20 protein-coding genes are annotated in these 19366 nt (G+C 40.9%); 19 read left to right on the forward strand and 1 reads right to left on the reverse strand.

The features are described from left to right. Window positions 1-134: 134 nt before the first annotated feature. From zwf to AC1DOK_RS23220, 6 genes are all read left to right on the forward strand, one after another. Complete coding sequence (gene zwf, locus AC1DOK_RS23195; RefSeq protein ID WP_477556658.1) at window positions 135-1631, forward strand: glucose-6-phosphate dehydrogenase; 1497 nt, start codon at window positions 135-137, stop codon at window positions 1629-1631. 41 nt (window positions 1632-1672) lie between these two features. Further along, window positions 1673-2296, forward strand: a complete 624-nt coding sequence (locus AC1DOK_RS23200; protein ID WP_477556659.1) for a cyclase family protein — start codon at window positions 1673-1675, stop codon at window positions 2294-2296. A gap of 15 nt (window positions 2297-2311) precedes the next feature. Further along, on the forward strand, window positions 2312-3898 hold the full coding sequence (locus tag AC1DOK_RS23205) for a peptide chain release factor 3 (RefSeq protein ID WP_477556660.1): 1587 nt from the start codon (window positions 2312-2314) through the stop codon (window positions 3896-3898). A gap of 195 nt (window positions 3899-4093) precedes the next feature. Continuing rightward, the gene (locus AC1DOK_RS23210) at window positions 4094-5596 is read left to right on the forward strand and encodes an FGGY-family carbohydrate kinase (protein ID WP_477556661.1); all 1503 of its coding nucleotides are present in this window, start codon (window positions 4094-4096) and stop codon (window positions 5594-5596) included. A gap of 13 nt (window positions 5597-5609) precedes the next feature. Beyond that, window positions 5610-6902 carry a glycosyltransferase family 4 protein gene (locus AC1DOK_RS23215; RefSeq protein ID WP_477556662.1) on the forward strand — a complete coding sequence of 431 codons (1293 nt, stop codon included), beginning with the start codon at window positions 5610-5612 and terminating at the stop codon, window positions 6900-6902. 15 nt (window positions 6903-6917) lie between these two features. After that, the gene (locus tag AC1DOK_RS23220; protein ID WP_477556663.1) at window positions 6918-7664 is read left to right on the forward strand and encodes a YheC/YheD family protein; all 747 of its coding nucleotides are present in this window, start codon (window positions 6918-6920) and stop codon (window positions 7662-7664) included. A 4-nt stretch (window positions 7665-7668) separates the two neighbouring features. Here AC1DOK_RS23220 and sspI read toward each other — a convergent pair whose 3' ends face one another. Next, window positions 7669-7884, reverse strand: a complete 216-nt coding sequence (gene sspI / locus AC1DOK_RS23225) for a small acid-soluble spore protein SspI (RefSeq protein ID WP_477556664.1) — start codon at window positions 7882-7884, stop codon at window positions 7669-7671. Between the two features lie 246 nt (window positions 7885-8130). Here sspI and AC1DOK_RS23230 point away from each other — a divergent pair, with 246 nt between their 5' ends. The 13 genes from AC1DOK_RS23230 to AC1DOK_RS23290 all read left to right on the forward strand — a co-directional run. Next, window positions 8131-8793, forward strand: a complete 663-nt coding sequence (locus AC1DOK_RS23230) for a potassium channel family protein (protein ID WP_477556665.1) — start codon at window positions 8131-8133, stop codon at window positions 8791-8793. Window positions 8794-8816: 23 nt separating this feature from the next. Further along, window positions 8817-9611, forward strand: a complete 795-nt coding sequence (locus tag AC1DOK_RS23235) for a TrmH family RNA methyltransferase (RefSeq protein ID WP_477556666.1) — start codon at window positions 8817-8819, stop codon at window positions 9609-9611. A gap of 648 nt (window positions 9612-10259) precedes the next feature. Further along, window positions 10260-10682 carry a DMT family transporter gene (locus tag AC1DOK_RS23240; protein WP_477556667.1) on the forward strand — a complete coding sequence of 141 codons (423 nt, stop codon included), beginning with the start codon at window positions 10260-10262 and terminating at the stop codon, window positions 10680-10682. A gap of 57 nt (window positions 10683-10739) precedes the next feature. Next, complete coding sequence (locus AC1DOK_RS23245) at window positions 10740-11444, forward strand: Crp/Fnr family transcriptional regulator (protein ID WP_477556668.1); 705 nt, start codon at window positions 10740-10742, stop codon at window positions 11442-11444. 12 nt (window positions 11445-11456) lie between these two features. Further along, on the forward strand, window positions 11457-11924 hold the full coding sequence (locus AC1DOK_RS23250; protein ID WP_477556669.1) for a DMT family transporter: 468 nt from the start codon (window positions 11457-11459) through the stop codon (window positions 11922-11924). Between the two features lie 29 nt (window positions 11925-11953). Beyond that, a complete protein-coding gene (locus AC1DOK_RS23255; RefSeq protein WP_477556670.1) occupies window positions 11954-12643 on the forward strand; it encodes a YjjG family noncanonical pyrimidine nucleotidase in 690 nt (229 codons plus the stop codon). A 259-nt stretch (window positions 12644-12902) separates the two neighbouring features. Further along, the gene (locus AC1DOK_RS23260) at window positions 12903-13814 is read left to right on the forward strand and encodes a prenyltransferase/squalene oxidase repeat-containing protein (RefSeq protein WP_477556671.1); all 912 of its coding nucleotides are present in this window, start codon (window positions 12903-12905) and stop codon (window positions 13812-13814) included. A gap of 191 nt (window positions 13815-14005) precedes the next feature. After that, window positions 14006-15391, forward strand: a complete 1386-nt coding sequence (locus AC1DOK_RS23265) for an amino acid permease (protein WP_477556672.1) — start codon at window positions 14006-14008, stop codon at window positions 15389-15391. A gap of 227 nt (window positions 15392-15618) precedes the next feature. Next, window positions 15619-16839, forward strand: a complete 1221-nt coding sequence (locus AC1DOK_RS23270; RefSeq protein ID WP_477556673.1) for an anaerobic sulfatase maturase — start codon at window positions 15619-15621, stop codon at window positions 16837-16839. Window positions 16840-16984: 145 nt separating this feature from the next. Next, on the forward strand, window positions 16985-17581 hold the full coding sequence (locus tag AC1DOK_RS23275; RefSeq protein WP_477556674.1) for a chromate transporter: 597 nt from the start codon (window positions 16985-16987) through the stop codon (window positions 17579-17581). 5 nt (window positions 17582-17586) lie between these two features. Then, window positions 17587-18123 carry a chromate transporter gene (locus AC1DOK_RS23280; protein WP_477556675.1) on the forward strand — a complete coding sequence of 179 codons (537 nt, stop codon included), beginning with the start codon at window positions 17587-17589 and terminating at the stop codon, window positions 18121-18123. Window positions 18124-18276: 153 nt separating this feature from the next. After that, window positions 18277-19110, forward strand: a complete 834-nt coding sequence (gene kduI, locus AC1DOK_RS23285; protein WP_477556676.1) for a 5-dehydro-4-deoxy-D-glucuronate isomerase — start codon at window positions 18277-18279, stop codon at window positions 19108-19110. A gap of 44 nt (window positions 19111-19154) precedes the next feature. Beyond that, window positions 19155-19366, forward strand: a 212-nt coding sequence (locus tag AC1DOK_RS23290; RefSeq protein WP_477553084.1) for an SDR family NAD(P)-dependent oxidoreductase, incomplete at its 3' end; no start/stop codon positions are given.

Consider the following 19366-nt stretch of genomic DNA (forward strand, 5'->3'; position numbering starts at 1 on the left):
TTGCCTTCATAGGATGGAGAATTTCCAAACTATGGGGGTGTGACCTTGTCATTTGTTTAGAAAGAGTTGAATCCGTTATATAATTTCGGTATGCTAAACATAACAAAACTATATATAGAAAGAATGATGAGTAGATGATAGGAGCCGTTTTTCTAATTTTTGGAGCAACAGGAGACTTAGCAAAAAGAAAATTGTTTCCTGCGATCTATAGTATGTATCGTGAAGGTAACTTAGGAGAGAACTTCGCGGTAGTTGGTTTAGCACGTCGTCCTAGAAGCAAAGATGAGTTTCGTGAAGATGTCCGTGATGCTATTAATGAATTTGCAAGACATGGTGTTGAGGATGATAGCGAATGGGAGAAATTCGTCGAACATTTCCAATATATGTCTCTTGATATACATAACGTGGATGGATTCCGTGAATTAGACGGGCTCGTTAACGAGCTTGATCGTAAATTTGAGACTGGTGGCAATAGACTATTCTATTTAGCACTTGCACCAGAATTATTTGGTGATGTTTCATTTAATTTACGTGAAGGGGGATTATTGAATACAACAGGCTGGCATCGTCTAGTCATTGAGAAACCATTCGGATATGATCTCCCATCAGCTGAGAAGTTAAATGGACAGCTTCGTCAAGTGTTCGAGGAAACGGATATTTACCGCATTGATCACTATTTAGGTAAGGAAATGGTGCAGAATATCGGGGTGTTCCGCTTTGCGAATTCATTCATTGAGCCTTTGTGGAATAACAAATATATTGCTAACATCCAAATTACCCTCAGTGAGACTGTTGGTGTTGAAGAGCGCGGTGGCTATTACGATCGTGCGGGTGCACTCCGCGATATGGGGCAGAATCACATGCTGCAGATGATTGCTATGATGGCAATGGAGCCGCCAAGCAGAATGCATCCAGAGGATATTCGCGATGAGAAAGTGAAAGTACTACGTTCACTTAGAGCTCTCAAAACAGATGAAATTGTACGCGAGAATGTTATTCGTGGGCAGTATGCGCAAGGTGAAGTGAACGGCAAGATGTTACCTGCGTATCGTAACGAAGAAAAGGTGAATCCAGCTTCCAATACGGAAACTTATTTTATGGCAAGAGTGTTTGTCGATAATTTCCGTTGGGCGGGTGTTCCTTTCTATATCCGTACAGGTAAGAGACTACCGTCCAAGACGACGGAAGTGGTTGTAGAATTCAAGAACATTCCTGATGGTGTCTATCTAGCCGAGAAACAGAAGCTAGAGCCGAATTTACTCGTATTCCGTGTACATCCAGAGGAAGGCATCTATTTCAAAATGAATGCTAAAGAACCTGGTGGATCTGACGGCATTATACCAATTGCACTTGATTTCAGTCATAGCAGCGAGGTAGGCTTCAATACACCTGAAGCTTATGAACGACTCTTGTATGATGCTGCTCGTGGCGATTCTACTTACTTTACCCGTTGGGATGAGGTTGCTCATGCTTGGGGGTATGTAGACCGAATTGCGCAGTCATGGAAAAATAATGTAGTAGACCCTGAATTCTACCCGGCTGGAAGCTGGGGCCCAGAACGGTCTAACGAAATTCTTGCTCAAGATGGCTTTAAGTGGTGGCCTATTTACGGACAAGCTACACAAAGATAGCCAAGATAAAGCAGGATACTTAAGGGAGGATAAACGACGATATGGCAAAAATTTATGATATTTCGATGACGATTGAGCCTGGTATGCAGGTGTATAAGAATAAAGAAGAGAAAAAACCACAGTTTCATAATGTATCCAATTTTGAGACTGGCAAGGTACATGAGTCCAAGATTACACTTGATGCGCATTGCGGTACACATATTGATGCCCCATTGCATATGATTGATGGCGGGGAAACGATTGAATCGATCCCGCTTGATGATCTGGTTAATACAGCACGTGTACTTGATCTAACTCACGTTACAGATAGCATTGGTCGTGAAGATCTAGAGAAATTTGCTTTGACGAAGGGCGAATGGGTGTTATTCAAAACACGCAATTCCTTCTCAGAGGAATTCGATTTTGAATTCATTTACCTGAATGAAAGTGGTGCAGCATATGCCAAAGAAATTGGCCTGCGTGGAATCGGAACGGACGGGCTAGGAATTGAACGCGCTCAGCCTAATTACGGTACACATCGCACATTACTTGGTGCAGGAATTCATGTTGTTGAAGGCTTAAGACTTAAAGATGTTCCTAATGGAACTTATTTTATGATTATTGCTCCATTAAAAATTACAGGAATTGAAGCAGCACCTGCTCGAGCTTTTTTAATCGGAAATTAGAAGGGATTTACTTAAATGAGTGTACAAACGCAAAAAGAATTGGAAGCGGAAGTTGCCAAACGCCGCACATTCGCAATTATTTCTCACCCGGATGCTGGTAAAACGACCTTAACAGAAAAACTGTTATTGTTCGGTGGAGCTATCCGTTTAGCGGGAACAGTCAAAGGGCGTAAGGCAGCTAAATTCGCTACCTCTGACTGGATGGAGATCGAGAAGCAGCGGGGAATTTCCGTTACTTCCTCCGTGATGCAGTTTGATTATAAGGGGCATAAGGTTAACATTCTGGATACACCTGGTCACCAAGATTTCTCGGAGGATACGTATCGTACATTAACCGCTGCTGATGCCGCGGTCATGTTAATTGACGTTGCTAAAGGGGTCGAGGCACAGACAATCAAACTGTTTAAGGTATGCCGGATGAGAGGAATTCCGATTTTCACGTTTATTAATAAACTTGATCGTGAAGGTCAGAATCCGTTCGCTTTGCTTGAAGAGCTTGAAAATGTACTAGGTATTCGTTCATTCCCAATGAATTGGCCAATTGGTATGGGTAAAGCGTTATGTGGCGTTTATGATCGGACGAAATCAAGAGTTGAGCTTTATCATAACGATGAACACCGTGAGATTACAGTACATCCTGTAGACGGATATCAAGATCCCCGTATTCGTGAAATTGCAGGCGATCATTTGCATGATGAGCTATGTCAGGATTTAGAATTGCTTGATGTAGCTGGAGATCCATTTGATATGGACAAAGTGTTAGCTGGGGAGTTAACTCCTGTATTCTTTGGTTCAGCGATTAATAACTTTGGTGTACAGACATTCCTAGATAATTTCTTGCAGCTTGCTCCAATGCCACAGCCGCGTAATAGCTCAGAAGGCGAGGTTGCAGCAAGTGAACCGAAGTTCTCAGGATATGTATTTAAAATTCAAGCGAACATGAATCCAGCGCATCGTGATCGGCTGGCTTTCCTTCGGATTGTATCTGGTAAATTCGAGCGCGGGATGTCCGTGAGGCATGTAAGAGCAGGTAAGGATATTAAGCTCGCACAGCCTCAGCAGTTCCTAGCACAGGATCGGGACATTGTTGAAGAAGCCTATGCAGGCGATATCATCGGATTATTCGATCCAGGTATTTTCCGAATTGGGGATACGCTTGTGCAAGGGTCAAGCTACACCTATGATGAACTGCCAACCTTCTCACCGGAATTGTTCTGTAAAGTAACAGTTAAGAACGCGTTGAAGCATAAGCAGTATCAGAAGGGGATCGATCAGTTAACTGAAGAAGGAACCATTCAAGTATTCCACTCTGCTAGTGTGTTTGAAGAGACAATTCTTGGTGTTGTTGGTCAACTTCAGTTCGAGGTGTTCGAGCATCGGATGAAAGGGGAATATGGTGTCGACATTATGCTACAGCGTTTGAATTATCAATTCGCTCGCTGGATTGTCGGTAAGAACATTGATCCTGGTAAATTCCGTATTAACTCACATCTGGTTAAAGACAAAAAGGGTAATTACGTCGCTTTATTCGAAAGTGAGTACGCACTTCGTTCAGCGATGGAGCGCAACAGCGATATTGAATTTTTAATCAATGCACCGTAGAAAGATTGGTGCAGAGAGCAGTGCTCCTAGGAGCACTGCTTTTTAGCGATATAGAATTTATAACCTTCAGATCATAAATTCTAAGAAACGCATCCGTCCAATAAGGACGCTGAAGCTGTTTTTCCTTAGCAAATAAAGATTGATTATTGGCAATATAGTGGACAAGAATGATTATTCAGGGGAGGATAAGTGAATATGATAATAATGGGAATTGATGTAGGGACGACCAATATTAAAGCAGGACTATTCCATCCTAATGGAACAAGTATTAAACTCGCAAGTAGATCAACTCCAACACGTCAGACAGAGGAGGGATACTATTATTACGACCCAACTGAGTTATGGGATACTGTATCGGCAGTTATTCGTGAAGCAAGTAGGGGGATAACTGGTGAGGAGATTGCTAGTATAGGGATCGCTAGTATGGCAGAGGCGGGCTTATTAGTCGATGAGCAGACAGGTGTACCGCGTTCTCATCTAATACCTTGGTTCGATACACGGACAATGGATCAGATTGAGCAGATTAAACAGGCAGGGGAACCGTTAGAGCGATTTACAGCGACTGGATTGCGAGCGAATTTTAAGCAAGGATTGTCCAAAATTTTATGGCTTCGGGATCGTGGTGGGGCCGATCTAACAAACGTCAAATGGCTATCAATGGGAGATTATATTGCTTATCAATTAACAGGGCGTATGGCGACAGATTATTCGCTCGCTGCTCGAACATTCGCTTATCGAATCGATCGCAAATGCTGGGATGAGGCTTGGATTCGCCATTTTGACTTATCCCCGAATCTATTTCCTGAAGTATTACCTGCGGGTACCCCTCTTGGGACTGTGTCTAATGATGTGGCCTCTGGACTTGGACTTAGCAACCATACGACAGTAGCAATTGCAGGCCATGATCATGTGTGCGCATCCTTATCAGTTGGAGCTGTTACACCTGGAATTGTATTTGATTCGATGGGAACAGCGGAGACACTCGTTGGTATGCTGAATGAGAGACCACTTGGTGAAGCTGAATTTGCTACAGGCTTGTCTTATGGATGCCATGTCGTACCGAATCGTTACTTCTGGATGGGCGGTATTAACGCTGCTGGTGGATCAATAGAATGGTTAAGATCTAAGTTATCTGATACGGAGATGAGCTATGAGCGGATGGCCGAGTTGTTATCACAAACCAAGCAACAGCCTACTGGCATCCTCTATTACCCTTACTTATCAGGCAGTGGTGCTCCTAACCCTGATCCACAGGCCAAAGCTGCATTTATTGGCGTCACGAAGTCTCATAGTCAAGGTGATCTGCTTAAGGCAGTTCTGGAAGGCACCTCATATGAGCTAGAGTCTATTCGTCGTAAAGCGGAGCAAATTGCAGGTGAATCGATTAGCCATCTGATTGCAGTAGGTGGAGGTACACGGAATCACCACTGGATGCGTGTTAAATCGGATGTAACGGGCTGCCAGATTACTGTATCTCAGGTAGCCGAAGCGACACTTCTTGGAGCCGCAGTAACCGCTGCTATTGGTGTAGGAACTTATGCGAGTGTAGAGGAAGCCGCTGTTATCATTCGATCTGAGCAATCCGAGATCATGGAACCGGTGTCAGCAGATCATGCTACTTATAAACAAATATTTATGAATGGCTATATGCCGTTACAAGCACCCTTACGACAGTTTTATCATATGAATCAATCCTAAATACAAGGGGCTAATGCTTCAGTCATTATTGACTGAGATATTAGCCCCTTTTGACTTAAACTATGCAATTTGTGATGAGAATGTACCGCGCCTATACCAAAACTATGTATATGTCATACAATATTATGTCGCAAGAGAGAAGCAAGTGGTTAAGCAAATTACCTTCTTAAGGATGTGCCACGCCTTGCATATTTGTATAGTTGCTCCTGAGCAAATACCTGTACCACCTATTATAGCGGGATCGGTAGAAATCTGTATTAGCGCACTCGCTGAAGAATTAGTAAAGCGGCATGAGGTGACCATCATCTCTCGCAGTCACCCCAAACTGGAATCCATAACCAAGCGGGGGAAGTTGACTATTATTCGTCTGCCGTATCGTCATTCATACATCGATTCTGTTCTCAAAGTAATACGAGAAGGGAATTATGATCTCATTCAAGTCGATAATCGTCCTCAATATGCAGCGCGAATTAAATCTATGATGCCGAGCATTCCTGTTTCATTGTTTCTTCATTCACTTACTTTTGTAACGCCACCGCATATAACCGACAGTTTAGCTAAGGCATGCTTGAACAAAATTGATCTTATTATTGCTAATAGTGAATCTCTACAAAGAGTGCTTGAATATAAATTTCCTGAATGCGCTCCTTCTATTCGAAAGACCATTCTCGGAGTTGATACGAAGACATTTCGTGTACCAACAGACCAAGAAAAACAATTATATAAACGTAAATATAAATTACAGCATACATTTAATGTGTTATTCGTGGGGCGTTTTATTCCGCGTAAAGGTATAAAGGTGCTCGTTCAAGCTGTACACAGGTTAAAATCAGAAATCCCTAATGTACGTCTTATTATTGCTGGAGGTTCACCAAATAAGCGATATATTCGTTATATGAAGCGTTATGCTGGCCATTTGCGTGTACCAATTCTATATATGGGTTATGTTCCTCATCTTCAATTGCCGAAGACGTACTGGCTTGGAGATTGCTTCGTATGCCCTTCGCAAAAGCATGAGGCATTCGGTCTTGTTAATGTAGAGGCGATGGCATCCGGAGTTCCTGTCATTGCATCAGATATTGGAGGAATTAAGGAAATCATTAGACACGGTGATAATGGATTACTTGTACATCAATTTCAAAGACCAAGCCATTTTTCTAAATATATTTATAAAATTGCACGTAACCCTGATTATGCTAAGAGTCTTAGATCCTCTGCACATCAAGATGTCATGAGTCGATTCACTTGGAAGCGTGCAGCTAATCGGTTAGAAGAGATTTATTCCGCATTTCTAAAGGATCGATGAGGCGGTGTAATTGATGTGGAAAGATTAATAAATAATAAATGGCGTAAAACCAAAGCCATCCTTCGTCATCCTCATTTAAGAGAATATGTACCAGTTACCTATAAAATAAACAGGCACACACTTCGATATATGCTCGAAACATATAAAATGGTGTATGTTAAGCCTGTATATGGTATGCACGGGAAAGGTGTAGCTCGTGTTGAATGGGATGAGCTGAATGTAGAATCTCCCTATAAGTATCAGCTTGGTATGCGAATTGAGCAGTTTATGGATTTTAATGAGATGTACGATGATTTGAAAAGTAGAATGAAAGGCAAAAAATATTTAGTGCAACAAGGTATTCACATGTTAACATTTAACGAAAATGATTTTGATATACGTGTCATGGTACAGCAAGGCCCCTCCCGTAAATGGAGAGTGACCGGAATGATCGGGAGGGTTGCTGACGCTGGCAAAATTGTGACGAATGTGCATAGCGGCGGTAAATTAAGAGCTATTCGGATGCTACTGAGTCACTATATGACAGAACAGGAACAGAATGCTTTCATTACGAATCTGAGGACTCAAAGCTTACAAGTTGCAGGGGCCATGCGCCATCGCTACCGCGGTGTCAAGGATTTAGGACTTGATATAGCGATTGATCAGCAGCTAAAGCCTTGGATATTGGAAGTGAATACAAGTCCTGATCCGTATATTTTTCGCAAGTTAAAGGATAAACGTGTTTTTGAAAGAGTATATAAATACACAAAGTACCATCGGTGATGGATTATGCTTTCTGAGCTTGCAAATGCTTGTGCAGAATTGAAAGAAGTTGCTGCTTCTCTTCAGAACTGCTGTGTTTCCAAATAATTTCGAAGAGTACCCCCATTCCGGGCAGAACAACTTCTTCTCCATCAATGGATCCTTGGATAACCTCCTCGAGCTCTTGCTCATTAGAGTCCTTAACCTTGTCCAATACAGCTTGTCTGAGATTTAAATTCATTGGGGATTCACTCACTCCTTTGTTGATGTACATTCGCTTGAATCAATTTCATAACTGATCAAAATAACGAAATTGAAACTATACATAGACAAATTAAAGCGTTTTGATCTATATATAGTCCCGATTGAAGCAGCTAAATATATTATGAAATTGATTCTTTTTAATATGCTTCAAGTGCCCACTAAACATGCTTGCTCAGAAGGTTTATGATATAATAACAGGCAAATGGTGTAAGGAGATCTTGACGTGAAGAAAAAACAATTTGCCATAATTGGGATGGGTCGGTTTGGATCTAGTGTAGCCAAAAGCTTATTTAAGGCCGGATTTGAAGTTCTTGCAATAGATCGTAGTGAAGCGAAGACGCAAGAGGTTTCAAATTATGTGACACATGCCTTGCAGGCAGAGTCTACAGATGAAGAAGCATTGCGTGCGATTGGAATTCGAAATTTTGATGTTGTAGTTGTAGCAATCGGTGTCGATATTCAGTCCTCTATTCTGACAACATTAATATTGAAAGAAATGGGTGTTGCTAATCTTGTTGTGAAAGCATCTAATGATTTACACGGTAAAGTGTTGAAGAGAATTGGTGCTGACAAGGTAATCTATCCAGAACGAGATATGGGGCAACGGGTTGCACATCATCTTATTTCTTCTAATATCATCGATTATATTGAGTTCTCAAATGACTATAGTATTATTGAGTCGAAGGTATCTGGCAGCATGATTGGTAAAAGTTTGCGCCAGCTTGATTTTCGTGTTCAATTTAATTGTAATGTCATTGCCCAAAAGAAGGGTGAAGAGCTTATCATACCACCAGCAGTTGATTCACCGTTGAAAGCGGGAGATATTCTGGTTGTGCTTGGCAAAAATGAGGATTTGCAAAAATTCGAAGTTACTTTCTCTGAGTAACGGAAGGCTAAGGTAAGGGAAATATGCTATTGAATGAAATATTATCTGTCCAGAATCCCCGCGTGAAGTTGTGGGTTCAGCTCCTCGAGCGTAAAGGCAGAGAAAAGCAAGGACAATATACGGTTGAAGGAACGCATCTTGTAGAAGAAGCAGTCAAGGCGAATGCTCCTGTTCGGACGATTGTCTACGATTTGGATAAAGGGATACCTAATCAGTTATATCGTGAAACGAAAGATCATGTGGAATGGATTGGGGTTAGTCGTCAGGTACTGGAGAAATGTACCGATACGGATACTCCCCAAGGAATCTTCGCTGTACTGGACAAGCCTGAGCTTACTGTTACTGAGTTATTGACCGCCCATCAAGCACTTGTGGTTGTAGTTGATGGCGTTCAGGATCCCGGAAATTTAGGGACGATTATACGTAGCAGCGATGCAGTTGGCGCAAGTGGGGTTATCCTTGGCAAGGGTACTGTTGATTTATATAATCCTAAGACGATTCGTTCAACAATGGGATCGCTGTTTCATTTGCCAATCATAAGCGGCGATTTACTTGAATGGCTGCCTAAAGCGGCAGAGCACGGAACTCAGATTATTGGAACCTCTTTGCAAGCGACAGCAAGCTGCTACGACGTGGATTTCAACCGGCCAACATGGCTTATACTTGGTAATGAGGGGCAAGGCATGTCAGCGGATGTTGCTGAGCTTGTAACCAAGCCGATTATCATTCCGATGCAAGGCGGGGCTGAATCTCTCAATGTGGCTATGGCAGCAACAGTGCTGTTGTTCGAGGCTTCGAGACAGAGGATGATGAAATAAATAATAGTTCCTGTCCACCAACCTAAATAACTGTCCTTTACTCAAATAACTGTACTCAACTCACCAAAGACTGGAAGCTGGTCGGCGATTCGCCCAAACCAATCTCCAGTCTTTTTCTCTGCCTATTAAAGCCCTTCTCAAGCCTTTCCTCGATTATTGACTCGATCCTAAGCCCAATCCCCGATCATTTCCCTGCCCTTGAGGACACTAATTATTATCTCGGTAATGGAAACAAAAACAAGTTAGAGCCAATAGTGTTAATATTATTCATGTCTTAATTTTCTAACTTTAATATATTTTTCATTACTAAAATTAATCTAGCATTATGATTTTTTTTTCGTTTTCTTCACAGCAAAAATTACAACTCCAATAATACCTACAATAGTAATTAATAAAAATAATGTCGGTATCCAAGTAATTAGATTATTCAAAATAACCCTCCTAAAAAATCGAATAATTACATTATTATAAAAATTTATGAACAAAGCAAGCCTTCAAATGGAATCCACTGTAGGTTTACTTTGTACATTCATGGTGAAAGTTCACTATGGGGGTAGGTATTCCACAAATGCTGAGGACATATGTCCTTTTCAGAATTCTGGATATGCTTTTTAATAATAGCAAAGTCCTAAATGGAGGAGAGGAAATATGAAAGGGAGCATATTGGCGTTCTTGGGTGGAGCTTTAATTACCCTGCAGGGAGTAGCTAATTCTCGGATTAGTCAAGATATCGGTACTTGGCAAGCAGCGACTGTTACGCAGTTTACTGGATTTATAACAGCACTCATTATCTTGATGTTTGTACGTGATGGCCAAGGTTATAAGTTTAGGCAAGTGAAGCCCTTGTATTTGACAGGTGGTGCCTTAGGGGCGGTTATTGTTTTCAGCAATGTGGAGGCAATTCATCAAATCGGTGTTACTCTTACGATGTCTGTTATACTTATTGCGCAGCTTCTCTTAACTTTTATTATTGATAGTAAGGGATGGTTCGGTGTAGTCAAGCAGAAGATGGGGCTGCCACAGTTTATCGGTATTGCGATGATGATTGCTGGTGTATGGATCCTAAAATAAGGATTGTGTGAATAATTGTAAATGTGATCGGTAAATGGCTAGGAGGAGTAACGAGTAATGAAGGAAATTATAGATCGAGAGCAATTGCAATCCTATTTGCACATGCATCAGATTGAATCCATATTTAGTGAACAATTAATCCCGCATTTGTCACTGTATCATTTTGAGCAAGGAGAGGTCATCTGTTCTCAAGGAGATGCTGCACAGTATTTGTATGTACTTGTTAAGGGTACGATTAAAGTCTTTACGACCTCGGCGGAAGGTAAGGCACTTATTATTTCTTTTAAGGCACCGCTTGAGGTGATTGGGGATATTGAGTATATGCAAGGTAATCCTAATCTCAATACGGTTGAGGCAGTATCGCCTGTATGGATGATCGGTGTTCATCATCGATGGCTTGATAAATACGGTAAAGATTACGCGCCGCTGTTGTATTTTTTACTGAAGATCATAACGCAAAAGTTTTACGTAAAATCCAACTCTCTGAGCTTCAATCTTATGCATCCGGTTGAAGTGCGCTTGGCCAGTTACTTATTGTCTGTCTATGGTGAACAATCGGATTCTCTCATTACAGAGCAGCTTAGCTCAGTCAGTCTGAAGGATACGGCGAATTTTATTGGAACCAGCTATAGACACTTGAATCGGGTTATCCATCGGCTCTGTGAAGAAGGGTTGATTGAGCGTACAAGAGGGTTCATTCGCGTAAAAGACAGGGATAAATTAAGTCAGCTGGCAAGTCATAATAATTACGAAGAGAAGTAGGAGAGCTAAGCTATGATTATAGGATTATTAATGGCACTGATTGCAGGTTTGTTAATCAGCTTGCAAAATATTTTCAACAGCAGGGTCAATGAACGCGCAGGATCTTGGTCAACCACTACATTAGTATTAGGACTTGGATTCCTGGCATCATTAACGATGGGTTTAATATTTGAAGGGAAACAATTATTTGCCTTGCAAAATATGCAGACCTGGTATTGGTTCAGCGGTTTGATCGGAATAGGTGTGGTCATGTGTATAATGCATGGGATCAGACTACTTGGTCCTACGTTAGCCATCTCGATCGCTTTGACAGCACAGCTTGGGTTTGCCTTATTGTGGGATTCATTTGGTTGGTTAGGCCTCGAGCAAATTCCTTTTACTTTGAACAAATTGTTAGGTGTGCTTGTCATCATCTGTGGTATTTTAATTTTTAAATTAGGCGGTGAACGTGAACGTAGGAAGCAGAGAGTGTATACTTGATAATAAAAGCAGAAACGGGAGAGAGCATGTTGAAGAAATATCGGACTTTATTATTTGATGTTGATGATACCTTATTGGATTTTGGTGCAGCTGAAGATTTAGCGTTACGATTAATTTTGGAAGAACATAATCTCCCCTTCACCCCCGAAATTAAGGCAAATTATCAAAGGATCAATCATGGTCTATGGAAGTCGTTTGAAGAAGGAAAATTAGATCGTGTTGAAGTACTGAATACGCGGTTCTCGGCTTTTTTTACAGAATACGGTCAAGAGGTTGACGGGCCATTAATGGACCATAACTATCGCAGCTATTTGGAACAAGGAGGTCAGCTTATTGATGGAGCGTTAGAGCTGATCACAGACCTGCAAAATCAATATGACTTATATATTGTGACGAATGGGGTTTCCATGACTCAAGATAGCCGCTTACGTATTTCAGGATTACATCCGCTATTTAAGAATGTATTTGTATCAGAGGATGCCGGTTATCAGAAGCCGATGAAAGAATATTTTGATTATGTTTTTGCACGAATTCCGAATTTCTCAATAGACCAAGGGTTAATTATCGGAGATTCCTTAAGCGCGGATATTAAAGGCGGGCAGCTAGCTGGTATAGATACATGCTGGTTTAACCCTGGAATGAAAATGAATGACACTAATATTATCCCAACCTATGAAATTAATAAGCTTAATGAGCTGTATCGGATATTGAATGCATAAACTTTTTCATTCAATCCCCTCGATTTAGCGGCTCTGGTATGGTTTTATGCACCGAGTGGCATTACTTTTGCTAATAAATCGATTGCTTGCGTTGATCCCAGGCTTCCAATTCCTAATATGATTCCTAGATTCGTAGATGTTAGATGGAGTGTTTTAATCGTATAAAAATACATAAAGTGCGCCAATCGCACTCCCGCAAAAATTAAGAATAGCTGTACATGAAGTGATTGTCCTGAATACAGGTTAGGGGGATATTAAGATGGAAACAAATCAAAATATTCGTAATGCAATCGAAGGATCTATTCGATATCTAGAATCTAATCCGGGTTTATCTATGGATCGCATCGAGGACTCCCGTAGAAAATGGGATGGGGTCTGGTGGCATATGGCTGCTCTTTATGAAATGGGGGAAGTGAAACAAATTCCTGAGTCTGCTATTGCCAGAGCAAAATATTTGCTCGAGGCTCACACCTGGCCCGTCTTCGTCATATCTGCGGGCGACGGGCCAACAAGTGAAACCGATAAAATGAAGATGGATTGCTGCCACTGTGAGCTTGCCGTCTACTATATGATTTTGATGGCCTATGGCTGTGATTTGGATAAGGAGCTGCCTTGGATTCGCGAATGGTTCTTAAAGCATCAGCTGTCTGATGGCGGACTAAACTGCGATCCGGAAGCTTATACGCATTCTAATAAAAGCTCTATCGTTTCAACTCTACCTCCGCTTGAGGCTATTCTGTGGTATACGAACCGAGAATTCACTGCGCAGGAAGCCGATTTCTTGGACCAAGGCGCACGTTATTTGATTGAACATCGTCTTATATGTTCCAAACAAAATGGGCACATCATCGATATGGAATGGCTGAAGCCTTGTTTTCCGAGGTTTTTTGAATATGATATATTGCGAGGTATGTCTTTCTTGGCAGAATGGTCCAGACGCAGGAATAAACCACTGCCGACTGACCTACTTAATGAAGGAATTGAGCGACTAAGCAGCTTTATCGATCCAGCAGGCTTGCGTATCGGAAGGCAAGTATTCGATCCACAAGGCCCGTGGGGCGGAAGCACCTTTGCGCTGCTAGAAGCTATAGCCGGAACTGGCGACGTTTCGCCTTATCTAACCAAACAATTGGCTGGAATTATTGGGCAATTGGAGCATGTCTCTATGTAGTATCCACTATAATTTCAAAATGAATCTTTGTTGTTCTTCATATGTGACAAAGTTCACAAATACATATTTCTTCTTATGTTACATTATTTAGAAAAATGGCAGCATAGAAGTGGCACGCAAACAAATAAATTTTTCAATTGTTGAAATACTATCTTTATCTTTTGCGTGCCCGAGCATAGGGAGGAATAAAATTGAATAAGCTTTTTCGAAAAAAGTCACTGAGCCTTATGCTTGCTCAAAGTGATAAAAAAGAATTAGCACGAACGATGTCTTTGATGGATTTAATCTTTCTTGGAGTAGGCTGTGTGATCGGGACTGGGATTTTTGTTGTTACAGGTGTCGTTGCGGCAGAATCTTCAGGCCCAGCGATTATGTTATCATTTGTTATAGCAGGTATTGCCTGTGCGCTCGCTGCATTCTGTTATGCAGAATTTTCTTCAGCCGTACCTGTCTCAGGAAGTGTGTACACATACACGTATGCAACATTAGGTGAATTGTTTGCTTTCCTTATTGGATGGGATCTCATGCTTGAATATGTACTGGCTATTTCTGCCGTTGCTACGGGTTGGTCTGCATATTTTCAATCATTGCTCATGGGCTTTGATATACAAATTCCCGCCATTATCTCCTCCGCTCCTAGTGTAGGAAAAGGAGGAGTCATTGATTTACCAGCAGTTCTGATCATATTGTTAATCACAGCACTCGTTAGTAAAGGTGTAAAGGAAAGTATTAAGTTTAACAATATGATGGTTTTTGTAAAATTAGCTGTTATCTTACTATTTATTATTGTGGGGATTTGGTATGTAAAACCTGATAACTGGGTGCCTTTTGTACCCTTTGGATTTGAAGGGATTATAACAGGTGCAGCTACGGTATTCTTTGCCTATATCGGGTTCGATGTTATCGCTACGGCATCGGAAGAAGTAAAGAATCCCAAAAAATCGATGCCGATTGGGATTATAGCGTCCTTGCTCATTTGTACTATTTTATATATAACCGTATCTGGGGTATTAACAGGGATGATTTCGTATACCAAGTTAAATGTTGGTGCACCTGTTTCATTAGCATTAGAATCTGTAGGGCAAAGCTCTATAGCGGGTATCATTTCAATTGGGGCGGTATGTGGCATTACAACCGTAATCCTAGCATTAATCTATGCGCAAGTTCGTTTATCCTACGCAATGAGTCGTGATGGATTATTACCAAAAAAATTCTCTAAAGTAAATGCAAAGACCCAAACTCCATTCGTTAACACGTGGTTAACCGGGTTTGTTGCCGCAGGCATTGCAGGTTTTATTGATCTAACAACACTTGCACATTTAGTGAACATGGGTACTTTAGCTGCGTTTACTTTAATATCTATCGCAATCATCGTCTTGCGCAAGAAATTCCCTGAATTAAAGGCTTCATTCCGTGTCCCGTTCGTGCCAGTGCTACCAGCCATTAGTGCGTTACTTTGTCTTTTCCTTGCATTTAGTTTGCCCTTAATTACTTGGATTTCATTTGTAATATGGATTAGTATTGGTACGATTATCTACTTTATTTATTCACGTAAGCACAGTCACCTGAATCATTAATGTCAAATTCATCACTAGGGCAATTAGTAGAAGATATGAGCAGAAGGAGAGAGCAAGTAACACAGCCCTCTCCTTTTCTATAACTCAAGCTTTTCAGTACCAGCACAAATTTGATTTTTGTCATTCTGATTGGTGCTATAGGTGTGATTATATTCCTAGTCCTTCTTTTTCAGAAAATTATATGATTATTAGTATGATCGTTATGGAATGAGAGGAGTGGATGTAGGATGAATACTAATCAACTTCATGTGAATAGAGCTCCAGCTGGAATCATGTGGAAGACGGTGTCAGAAGATTGTAACTTAGCTTGTGATTATTGTTATTACAGTTCGTGTCAGGGTAAGCCAAATGCTACAATCCGCCGGATAGAAGATGAATTATTAAATAAAGTAATTAAAGAAATGATGGAAACCTCGAAGGGATCTGTTTCGTTTGCCTGGCAAGGGGGAGAACCGTTATTAGCTGGCTTAGCCTTCTTTGAGCGAGTGGTTCAGCTTCAAGCACACTATGCCCCTCGCAACACGATTATTAGTAATGCATTGCAAACCAATGGAACATTGCTTCATGCAGAGTGGGCTTCTTTTTTTCGAAAATATTCATTTCTTATTGGGGTAAGTGTGGACGGGCCACAGTGGATTCATGATAAACGAAGAAAAACAGGATCTGGAGCGGGCTCCTATGCAAGGGTAATGCAAGGGATTGAGGCTCTTCGTAAAGAGCAAGTTGAATTTAATATTTTGACGGTTATACATGAAGATAATGTTGGTGAAGCAGCTGTGTTAATGGAGTGGCTAGAACAGAATCAGTTTGATCATGTTCAGTTTATACCCTGTATGGATTTTCGCTCACAGGATATTGATGCTGCGGGACGTTACTTAATTACACCGGAGCAATTCGGTCAATTTCTATGTGAACTATTCGACTCTTGGTACCTTGATGGGAATCCGAAGATTTCCGTTCGAATGTTTGATAATTGGTTGCAGAAGTTAATTGGAGAAGAGCCTGAATTATGTATTCACCGAGAAGCTTGCCCATCTATGCTCATATTGGAGCAGAATGGAGACGCCTATCCATGTGATTTCTATATTCATGACAGCTATCGGCTAGGAAATGCAGGAGAAGAATCTCTGGGCGAATTGATGAACAAGTCGATATGGGATACCTTCCATAGCCAAAAGGGAAGCTTGGCCAAGCCATGTATGACATGTGAATATTTACATTATTGTCATGGGGGCTGCCCGCGTAATCGCATGGGTAATGGAGTAGTAGAAGAGCCAGGAATCGACTATTTCTGTGCGAGTTACAAGATGTTATATCAATATGGAGAAGCAAGAATGCGAGAGTTAGCCCAAAGGATACTAGTGAATCAGGGGCTGAAGCTTCCAAATCGGAATGAGCGCTGTATCTGTGGTAGCGGAAGGAAAGCGAAGCATTGCTGTCTAAAATAATAGTCTCGTGAGTAATATCCATTTAATAGCCGCTCGTTGCAGGTTTTAAATGGATAAATTTACGATTAGATTATATCAAAATGATATAAAGTATGCTAGAATTTATTCATATCCAACTAAGTTATACTAGAAGGAGCTGCTCATCGTGGAAGTTGATTCGAAAAAGAAAGAAAGTAGTTTGTTGCAAATCTTTCTTACCTTTGCCAAGATTGGCCCTATGACATTTGGCGGTGGTTATGCAATGATACCGTTAATCGAGAAGGAGGTAGTAGAAAGGAAGGGGTGGGTCAAGGAATCTGATATTGCAGATGTGTTTGCTATTTCAGAATCTATACCAGGTGCAATTGCGATCAATTCATCGACATTTGTCGGCTACAAAATCAAAGGAATACCTGGTGCCATAGTTGCCATGTTAGGCATTCTCTTACCAACATTTCTGATCGTTCTTATACTATGTATAGCTTTCTTAAGTGTGCAGGGGAATCCATATATTGAAGCAGCATTCAAAGGGATTCGGGCTGCAATTGTGGCTTTAATTACATATGCAGGGATCAAGATTGGACGTACAGGCGTGTTTGACAAAAGTACGCTTGCCATTGCAATTGGGACAACATTTCTTCTGTTAATATTTCATATGAATCCGATTCTACTTATTGTGTGTGGAGCTTTTGTAGGGATTAGTGTGAATCAATTAAAGCGAATATTTGGATATAAAGTGTTGCTTGAGAAAGAAGAGGGATGACAGTCATGTTATTATTTCAGCTATTTTATACATTCCTCAAGATAGGATTCGTTTCATTTGGCGGAGGCTATGCGATGATTCCTGTCATTGAACAAGAGGTTACTCGGCATGGCTGGATGAGCATTCAAGATTTTACGAATGTGATTGCTGTGGCAGGAATGTCACCAGGACCTATTGGTACGAATAGTGCTATTTTTGTTGGATATAATACGGCGGGTTTACTGGGAGCGATTGTTTCTGCAGCGGGTATGGTTATTCCGTCATTACTTATCGTTATTATAGTAGCTACGTGTTTTTATAAGATAAATGATAATATTTGGGTTAAATCAGCATTGTATGGTTTAAGGGCTGTAATTACAGGACTTATTTTCTTTGGAGCTATTCGGTTTGCACGGAGTAATGGAATTATTGGAGAGTTCAGCGCAGAATCGATTATTCTACTAGCCTTATTCATTGTAGGTTTATTTGTATTGCTCCGTACGCGTGTACACCCACTATTCGTTATTCTAGGATCAGGTGTTATTGGCGTCATGATATTCTAGTAATTGAACCCCTATAAGTCAAATTAGTTTGGAAATGCACGAATTTATACCCTGAATCTCATTTCTTAAAGTTATATAGTAAAGATAATCATATTCGGGGTATTCTACGGATTTACCCAATATGAAATTGTTAATCGCTGGAGGTACTTAATCATGGATATTCGTTATGCATCTCATCCTGACGCTGTGAAGGCTTTTGATACGGAGAAGTTAAGAGAGCAATTTCTTATTACTAATTTGTTCGTTACAAACGAGTTGAATATGACATACAGCCATTTTGATCGTATTATTTCTGGTGGTGTAGTCCCAACAAATAAGCCTATTAAACTTGAGGCTGATGCTAAAGAAATGGGCGCAGATTACTTCTTGGAACGTCGTGAGATTGGAATTATTAATATAGGGGCTCGTGGTTCCATCCTTGTGGATGGTGAAACATATACGATGGAGAATAAGGATTGTCTATATATCGGTAAAGGTGTTAAAGAAGTGTTGTTCCAAAGTGAGGACGCTGAGCAACCAGCTAGATTCTATTTGAATTCAACACCAGCACATCGCACCTATCCTACAGTTAGAGCAGCAATCAGTGAAGCGACTCCTGCTCATTTAGGATCCATTACGAATTCTAATGAACGTACGATTAATAAATTCATTCATCCAGACGGTATTCAAAGCTGTCAGCTCGTTATGGGCTTAACGATGCTTGAGCCGGGCAACATGTGGAACACAATGCCTTGTCATACACATGACCGTCGTATGGAAGTTTACTTGTATTTTGAAATGCCGGAAGATGGGGTTGTATTCCACCTAATGGGTGATCCAGAAGAAACACGTCATCTTGTTGTTCGCAATGAACAAGCCATTATTTCTCCAAGCTGGTCTATTCATAGTGGCGTGGGAACAAGTAACTATACATTTATTTGGGGCATGGCTGGTGAGAATCAGACTTTCAACGATATGGATGCTGTTCCGATGAAAAAGCTTAAATAATTTTGTGCACTTATACTACTACATTCTTAAGGAGGAAATAATAAATGCAACATTTGTTCGATTTAACAGGTAAAACCGCTCTTGTAACTGGTGGCGCGATTGGACTAGGTTTCGGTATGGCCAAAGGGTTGGCAGAAGCGGGTGCGGATATTTGTATCGTCACTCACACGAACAATTCGGCAGAGGCTGAAGCTGAAATTAAAGCAATGGGTCGCAAAGTACATGTTATTATTGCGGATTTAAGCAAGGAAGAGGT

It is taken from the genome of Paenibacillus sp. P5_B5, assembly GCF_056400365.1.